The organism is Streptomyces mayteni, from assembly GCF_054783955.1.
In genome coordinates this window covers 21,284-28,156 of the sequence record NZ_BAAGPR010000105.1, presented here as the reverse complement: position 1 = coordinate 28,156, position 6,873 = coordinate 21,284, and the positions used below count along the sequence as shown (strand labels likewise).

Annotated in this window: 6 protein-coding genes and 1 pseudogene; 4 read left to right on the top strand and 3 right to left on the bottom strand. The window is 73.2% G+C overall.

The window, feature by feature from the left end:
• On the bottom strand, positions 1 to 881 hold an 881-nt coding region (locus ACYVPE_RS32010), incomplete at its 3' end, for a LysR family transcriptional regulator (protein WP_461037276.1).
• Between the two features lie 105 nt (positions 882 to 986).
• Here ACYVPE_RS32010 and ACYVPE_RS32005 point away from each other — a divergent pair.
• Genes ACYVPE_RS32005 through ACYVPE_RS31995 form a run of 3 tightly spaced genes read left to right on the top strand, consistent with a single transcriptional unit; the run spans position 987 to position 3,045 of the window.
• Positions 987 to 1,901 carry a DMT family transporter gene (locus ACYVPE_RS32005; RefSeq protein WP_461037275.1) on the top strand — a complete coding sequence of 305 codons (915 nt, stop codon included), beginning with the start codon at positions 987 to 989 and terminating at the stop codon, positions 1,899 to 1,901.
• A gap of 29 nt (positions 1,902 to 1,930) precedes the next feature.
• Positions 1,931 to 2,479: a hypothetical protein gene (locus ACYVPE_RS32000; RefSeq protein WP_461037274.1), complete on the top strand. Its 549-nt coding sequence runs from the start codon at positions 1,931 to 1,933 to the stop codon at positions 2,477 to 2,479.
• Positions 2,476 to 3,045, top strand: coding sequence for a hypothetical protein (locus tag ACYVPE_RS31995; protein ID WP_461037273.1), 570 nt, complete (start codon positions 2,476 to 2,478; stop codon positions 3,043 to 3,045). Before ACYVPE_RS32000 ends, ACYVPE_RS31995 begins: the two co-directional genes overlap by 4 nt.
• On the opposite strand, the gene ACYVPE_RS31990 is transcribed toward ACYVPE_RS31995, so the two are convergent.
• Positions 3,035 to 3,787, bottom strand: coding sequence for an SDR family NAD(P)-dependent oxidoreductase (locus ACYVPE_RS31990; protein WP_461037272.1), 753 nt, complete (start codon positions 3,785 to 3,787; stop codon positions 3,035 to 3,037). The genes ACYVPE_RS31995 and ACYVPE_RS31990 overlap by 11 nt on opposite strands.
• A gap of 200 nt (positions 3,788 to 3,987) precedes the next feature.
• On the opposite strand from ACYVPE_RS31990, the gene ACYVPE_RS31985 reads away from it, so the two are divergent.
• Positions 3,988 to 5,439: an AAA family ATPase gene (locus ACYVPE_RS31985; RefSeq protein ID WP_461037277.1), complete on the top strand. Its 1,452-nt coding sequence runs from the start codon at positions 3,988 to 3,990 to the stop codon at positions 5,437 to 5,439.
• A 27-nt stretch (positions 5,440 to 5,466) separates the two neighbouring features.
• On the opposite strand, the pseudogene ACYVPE_RS31980 reads toward ACYVPE_RS31985, so the two are convergent.
• A pseudogene (locus ACYVPE_RS31980) lies at positions 5,467 to 6,370 on the bottom strand (methyltransferase domain-containing protein).
• Between the last annotated feature and the right edge of the window lie 503 nt (positions 6,371 to 6,873).

Below are 6,873 nucleotides of genomic sequence, written 5' to 3'. Positions count from 1 at the left end.
CCGGGCCGCCGCAGCGCGGCGACGAGCGCGGCGAGCGCCGGCTGGTCGAGCGCGGCAGGGCGCACCGCGGCGGCGATCGCCCGCACCGGCTCAGGGCCGCGCACCGGCCGCACGACCACGCCGGGGTGGCGGCCGGCGAGCCCGAGCTCCGGGATCAGCGCGATGCCGAGGCCGGCGGCGACGAAGCCCTGCGCGGTGGCGTAGTCCTGGCTCTCCGCCACGAAGTCGGGGGTGAAGCCGGCGGCGGCGCAGCCGTCGAGCACGGTGTCGAGGCAGGGGCCCGGCCCGTCGGCGCGCACCCAGGGCTCCTCGGCGAGGTCGACGAGTTCGACCGCCTCGGCGCAGGCCAGCGGGTGTCCGAGGGGCAGCACGGCGCGGTAGGGGTCGTCGAGCAGCGGGACGAGCCGCACGCCCTCGGCGGCCCGGCCGCGCGGTCGCACCACCACGGCGAGGTCGGCCCGGCCCCCGGCCACCTCGGGCAGCGGGTCGTCCGGGTCGGTCATCGCGAGGTCGACCCGGACGTCCGGGTGCGCGCGGCGGAACGCGGCGAGCGCGGGTGCCAGCAGCGTGGCGCCAGCGGTGGCGAAGTAGCGGACGGCGAGCACCCCGGTGCGGCCGGCCCGCAGGTCGGCCAACCCGCGTTCGGCCTCGGCCAGTTGCCGGCCGATGACGGCCGCGTGCTCGCTGAGCAGCCGGCCGGCGCGGGTGGGCTGGACGCCGCGGCCCACCCGTTCGAGCAGTGGCGTGCCGGCCTGCCGCTCCAGCGCGGCGACCTGTTGGCTGACGGCGGACGGGGTGTAGCCGAGGTGGGCGGCCGCGGCGGTGATCGACCCACTGGCGACGACGGCGCGGAGCACCTGCATGCGACGCACATCAAGCATGTAGCAGAGCTTAACGATGCTCAAGAATCATTCGCTTGTCCTGTTGTGAAGCGCCCGGCACCATCGCCGCACGGGGCCGGTGACAGGAAGGCGGAGACGGAGTCCATGAACGACGACGACGGTGGCGCGGCACGGGGCTCGCTGGCGCGGTTCGCGGCGCTCGCGCTGCTCTGGGGCTCGGCGTTCCTGTGGATCAAGCTCGCCCTGGACGGCGGCTTCTCGCCGGCCCAGATCGCGTTCGTCCGCGCCGCGCTCGGCACCGCCGTGCTGCTGGTCCTGGCCCGTGCCGCGCGCCAGCGCCTGCCGCGCGGGCGGCGGACGTGGGCGCACCTCACCGTGGCCGCGTTCTTCTGCAACGCGCTGCCGTTCCTCCTCTTCGGCATCGGCGAACGCACCGTGGACTCCGGGCTGGCCGGCGTGCTGCACGCCACCACCCCGCTGTGGTCGCTGCTGATCGGCCTCGCCGCCGGCGCCGAACACCGGGCCAGGCCGCTCCGGTTGGCCGGACTGCTGCTCGGCTTCGCCGGCACGCTGGTGATCTTCGCGCCCTGGGGCGAGGACGGCCTGCTCACCGGCGGGACGCTCGCCCTGCTGGCGGGTGCCGCCAGCTACGCGGTCGGCTTCGCCTACATGGCCAGCCACCTGACGGGGCGTGGCGCCGACCCGCTGGCCCTCTCGGCGGCCCAACTCCTCGCCGGCACGGCCCTGTCCACCGCTCCCCTGCTGGCCACCGGCGTCGCCCCCGGCCACGTCGAGGCCGGCGCGCTGCTCGCCGTCGTGGTGCTCGGCGTCCTCAGCACCGGCCTCACCTTCTACCTCAACTACCGCCTGATCGCGGACGAGGGCCCCACGGCCGCGGCCACCGTCGGCTATCTCCTCCCGGTCGTCTCGGTGGCCCTCGGCGCCCTCGTCCTCGACGAGGACCTCGGCCCGCGGGTACTCGCCGGCGCCGCCGTCGTCCTCGCGGGCGTCGCCGCCAGCCGCTGGCGGCGCCGCACTTCGGCGGTGGCCCGAACCTGACTGTCAGCGCCTGCACCTACCCTGCTCGCATGATCGACTGGCTGCACGACACCTTTCCAAACCACGAGGTGAACGTCGCGTTCGCCCGCGGCATACCAGCCGACGCCTTCGTCCGGGGGATAGCCGACCAGGGGCGCGCGCCCCTCGCGCACGGCGAGGGGAACGGCTGGGCGTGGGCGGTGCACGACATGTTCGCCCCCGGCTCCGGCGGCTACCGCGAGGTCGACTACCACGCGATGTGCCGGGCCGGCGCGGAGATCGTCGTGTTCGTGACCGAGCCCTGTAGTCCCAAGGGGTTCCCGCCCGCCTTCGTTTACCACCGGGCGGGTCGCACGGTCCTCTGGTTCAGCTTCGAGGACGTCGAGCAGCGGGTGGGCGACGATCCGGACTACCTCTCGCCCGAACTGCTTGCCGCGAACCTCATCGGCCCCGACGCGTACTGCGATCAGGAGGAAGAGGACGACGAACACGACTGTTTCGACCATCTCCACGACGATCGCACGCGTCTCGTCGCGGTGATCGCCGCCCACTTCGGGCTGCCCTCGCCGCCGCTTGCCGCGGAGGTGACGGCTACGTGAGTTGGCTCGCCCCGAACACCTTCGTCACCTTCTACCGGGGCATCCCCCTGCCGGTGCTCTCCGGCCTCTTCGCCGAGGCGGGGCGGCCCGCCGTCACCGCCGGTGAGTCGTCCGGCTGGGCCTGGGTCACGCACGACGCCTATCCCGCCCGACCAGGGCTACGAGCCTGCGACTTCTCCCGCGACATCACCGGCTACCGCTACGCGCACCTCGCGGCCCGCCCCGCCGCCCTCGAAACGGTGTTCCTGGCCTCCACGCCGGCCTGCGAGTGCCCGCGCGGGCAGGGCTACCTGGTCCCGCACTGCGCTGAGCACCCCTTCCAGTTCGCCTACAACCGCGGCGGGTTCGAGCAGACGTACTTCAACCTGGGCCGGCGCCGCGAGTCGCGGCGCGGCGGAGGCATGGCCGACCTGCTGGTGCGCGAGTTGCTGAACGCCGGGATCGTCGGCCGGGACACCCCCGGGTACGACGCCGATCCCGGCTTCAACGCCGACGGCGCCCACACGGTGCGGATCATCGCCGACCACTTCGGGCTGCCGTCCCCTCCCCTCCGCGTCAGGCGGTGAACCCGCCGTCGACGTGGATCTCGGTCCCGGTGACGTGCCCCGCCTCCGGGCTCACGACATAGGCCACCGTGCCGGCGACCTCGGCCGGCTCCGCGAAGCGGCCGACGGCCGTGAAGCTCGCGAAGTACTCGGCGTTGGGCCCGTCGACGGGGTTGGCCTCGGTGTTCGTCGGGCCGGGGCTCACCAGGTTGACGGTGATGCCTCGGGAGCCGAGCTCGTGGGCCAGGCCCCTGGTCATGCCGGCGAGCGCCGCCTTGCTCGTCGCGTAGAGCGCGAGCCCGGGGAACGGGGTCCGGCTGCCGGTGTTGCTGCCGATGGTGACGATCCGGCCGCCCTGGCCCATGTGCCGCACCGCGGCCTGGCTCGCCACGAACGGCGCCCGGACGTTGACCTCCAGCGTCTGGTCGACCGCCGGCAGCTCCAGCTCGTCGAGCTTGCCGAAGTGGAAGACCGCCGCGTTGTTGACCAGGATGTCCAGCCGCCCGAACGTCGCGGCGGTCTCGTCCACCGCGCCCGTCAGCGCCTCGGTGTCGGCGCAGTCCGCCTTGATGGCGAGGCCACGCCGCCCGGCGGCCTTGATGCCGGCCACGACCTCGGCGGCCCGTTCCCCGTTGTTCTGGTAGGTCAGCGCGACGTCGGCCCCGTCGGCCGCCAGCCGCAGCGCGATCGCCGCGCCGATGCCGCGGCTGCCGCCGGTGACCAGGGCGACCTGCCCGTCGAATCGATTGCTTGCGTTGCTCATGCCGTCGAGCCTCGTCGCTCGCCGCGACCGACGCTGGCAGCGGAACGACATCGCGTTCCGGCGGGCGGACCCGCCCACCCGGGTCGGCGGCGACCAGCAGGTGAACATGCCGGGCCGAGCCGCATCCGGCTCTTGTATAGGTTCATCTATTATAGGTACACCTATACAAGCAAGGATCCGCTGTGGACAAACCCGCCGAGATGTTCGACCGCGACTTCGAGTGGGCCGAGCTGACCCGCTTCGCCACGCTGCCGGGCCCGCGCGCCACGCTCGGCGTGGTCTCCGGCCGCCGGCGGCAGGGCAAGACCTTCCTCCTCGACGCCCTCACCCGAGCGGCCGGCGGCTTCATGTTCACCGCCACGGAGACCACCGAGACGGACGCCCTGCGCGAGTTCGGCGAAGCCCTCGCCCGGTACCGCGACCAGCCCACCCCGTTCCGCTTCACCCACTGGGACGAGGCCGTCAGAGAGCTCATGCGCATCGCCGACCGGGACGGCCCCACCACGGCGGTGATCGACGAGTTCCCCTTCCTGGCCAAGGCGTCTCCGGCACTCCCCTCCCTCATCCAGCGCGCCCTCGACCCGGCGGCGCAGCACACCAACACCCCCGTCCGCCTGCTGCTCTGCGGCTCGGCCCTGTCGTTCATGGGCGGGCTGCTCGCCGGCAACGCCCCGCTGCGCGGCCGCGCCGCCCTGGAACTCGTCGTCCCGACCCTGGACTTCCGGCTCGCCGCCGAGTTCTGGGCACTCACCGACCCGCGCACCGCGCTGCTCGTCAACGCCATCGTCGGCGGCACACCCGCCTACCGGCGCGAGTTCACCCAGGGCGACGCCCCGAGCGGACCCGACGACTTCGACGCCTGGGTCGTCCGCGCCGTCCTCAACCCGGCTCGCCCGCTCTTCCGTGAAGCCCGCTACCTGCTCGCCGAGGAACCGGAACTCCGCGACACCGCGCTCTACCACTCCGTCCTCGCCGCCATCGCCGCCGGAAACGCGGCACGCGGCGGTATCGCCGACTTCCTGGGGCGCAAGTCCACCGACCTCGCCCATCCGCTCAGCGTGCTCCAGGACGTCGGCATGATCACCCACGAGGCCGACGCCTTCCGCCGCAACCGCGCCGCCTACCGCATCGCCGAACCGCTGGTCGCCTTCTATCACGCGGTCATGCGCCCCGCCTGGGGAGACCTGGAGCGCCCAGGCCGCGCCGCGGCGGTGTGGAGCCGGGCACAGGCCACCTTCCGCAGCAAGGTCGTCGGCCCGCACTTCGAACAGGTCTGCCGGGAATGGGCCCGTTGGCACGCCGCCCCCGAGACCCACGGCGGGCAGGTCACCCGGGTGGCCAGCGGCACCGTCAACGACCCCGCGGCGAAGAGCAGTCACGAGGTCGACGTCGCGGTACACGGCGAAGGCGACGACGGCCGGGCGTCGTTGCTCGCCATCGGCGAGGCCAAGTGGAGCGGCATCATGGGAATCGGCCATCTCGAACGCCTCGCACACATCCGCGCCCTCCTCGCGACGCGCGGCGCCGCCACCGAGGCCACCCGGCTCCAGCTCTACAGCGGCGCCGGCTTCACCGCCGAGCTACGGCAGCGGACCGCCACCGACCCGACGATCCAGCTGATCGATCCGCACCGCCTCTACCACGGCGAGTAGGCCCGGGCCGCCAACCACGACTTCGCCTCAGCCGGAACGGCGTGGAATCGGCGTGCCGGGCGAGTCGAGCCAGACCGTGTGGCCGCCGTCAGGCGCGACGGTGAGTCCGAACCGGTCGACGGCCGGGCGGCCTTGGGCGTGCCACCAGCGCCAAGCGGACGCCACCTCGTCCCAGAGCCGGCGTGGGCCGCGCTGTGTGACGCGGAACGACTCCAGTTGGCGACCGTCGTAGTCGACCGCCGCCCCCGAGGTGGCCGCCTCGTCGGCGAGGTGGAGACGGATGGGGGCCTCTTCGGTGCCGGTCTCGGTGTCCCAGCGGTGCCACACGCCGGGCACCGCCTGGCCGATCACGAACTGGGCGGCGTAGTCCTCGCCCGCGACCGCCCACGGCGAGACGTCCGTCTCCGAGCCGGTTCCGGTGGGCGCCGGCGGTGGGTCGTCCTCGATGGGTTCGGCTGAGGGCTCGGCCCGCAGCTCCATGTAGGAGCCGTAGGCGGCGAAGCGGCCGGTGGCAGTGCCGTCGTGATGCCGGGTCGCGGTGAGCGTGCCGAATCCGCACCACGCGCTGCTCCAGGGCGCGACGACCGTGCCGCCCAGGCGCAGTTGATCGAGCCAGGCAGGCGGCAGAGACCGCACAGCACAGGTGGCGATCACCCGGTCATAGGGCGCGCCCGGCGCACAGCCGAGGGCGCCGTCCGCGCGGTGGACGGCCGGCGCGTACCCGGCCCGCCGGAGGTTGGCGCGCGCGCTCCGCGAGCCCCGCGTCGAGCTCAACGGTGACGACCTGCTCTGAGCCGAGCCGGTGCGAGAGCAGCGCGGCGTGAAAACCCGTGCCAGTGCCGATCTCCAACACTCGCATCTTGTCGGCGAGTTCAGCAGACTCCAGCATCCGCACCACGGTCCCGGGCGCAGAGGCCGACGACTCCGGCACATCCCCCCGCAGCCGAGTGATCACCGGCTCGTCGCGGTAAGTGGCCTCCCACCAGCGGTCCGGCTCGATGGCACGGTCACAGAGCGCGTAGCCACCCTCGCCATCCCGCAGCCAGACCTGGTCGGGCAGAAAGAGATGCCGAGGTACGGCGCGCAAAGCCCGCGCCCACTCGGGCCGTGGAGCCCGTCCAAGCCGAGTGGTCACCGCCGCGAGCAGTTCGTCGCTGCCAACGGCCTCAGCCGGCCGCCGGACCGCCCCACTCACGAATCGACTGGGGAGCTACCCCCTTGGCCGCCCTGGCCGCCATCCTCCTTGGGCTTCGGCGGTTTCTGCGTCTCGGGCAGGGGCGGTGGGATGGGACGGTCAGGCTGGTGGCCATCATCGTTGATGGAACTACGATGCTTTCTCTCCGCCGGTGGCCGCACCCTGCCCTCCCTTGGAACCAACTGTCGGTGAGGGCAGGCTAGTCAACGTGACAGGGAACGCATAAGGGCGCACGGTCC

Coding starts and splice junctions, on each gene's coding strand:
- ACYVPE_RS32005 (WP_461037275.1), top strand. CDS start 987: ATGAACGACGACGACGGTGGCGCGGCACGGGGCTCGCTGGCGCGGTTC.
- ACYVPE_RS32000 (WP_461037274.1), top strand. CDS start 1,931: ATGATCGACTGGCTGCACGACACCTTTCCAAACCACGAGGTGAACGTC.
- ACYVPE_RS31990 (WP_461037272.1), bottom strand. CDS start 3,787: ATGAGCAACGCAAGCAATCGATTCGACGGGCAGGTCGCCCTGGTCACC.
- ACYVPE_RS31985 (WP_461037277.1), top strand. CDS start 3,988: ATGTTCGACCGCGACTTCGAGTGGGCCGAGCTGACCCGCTTCGCCACG.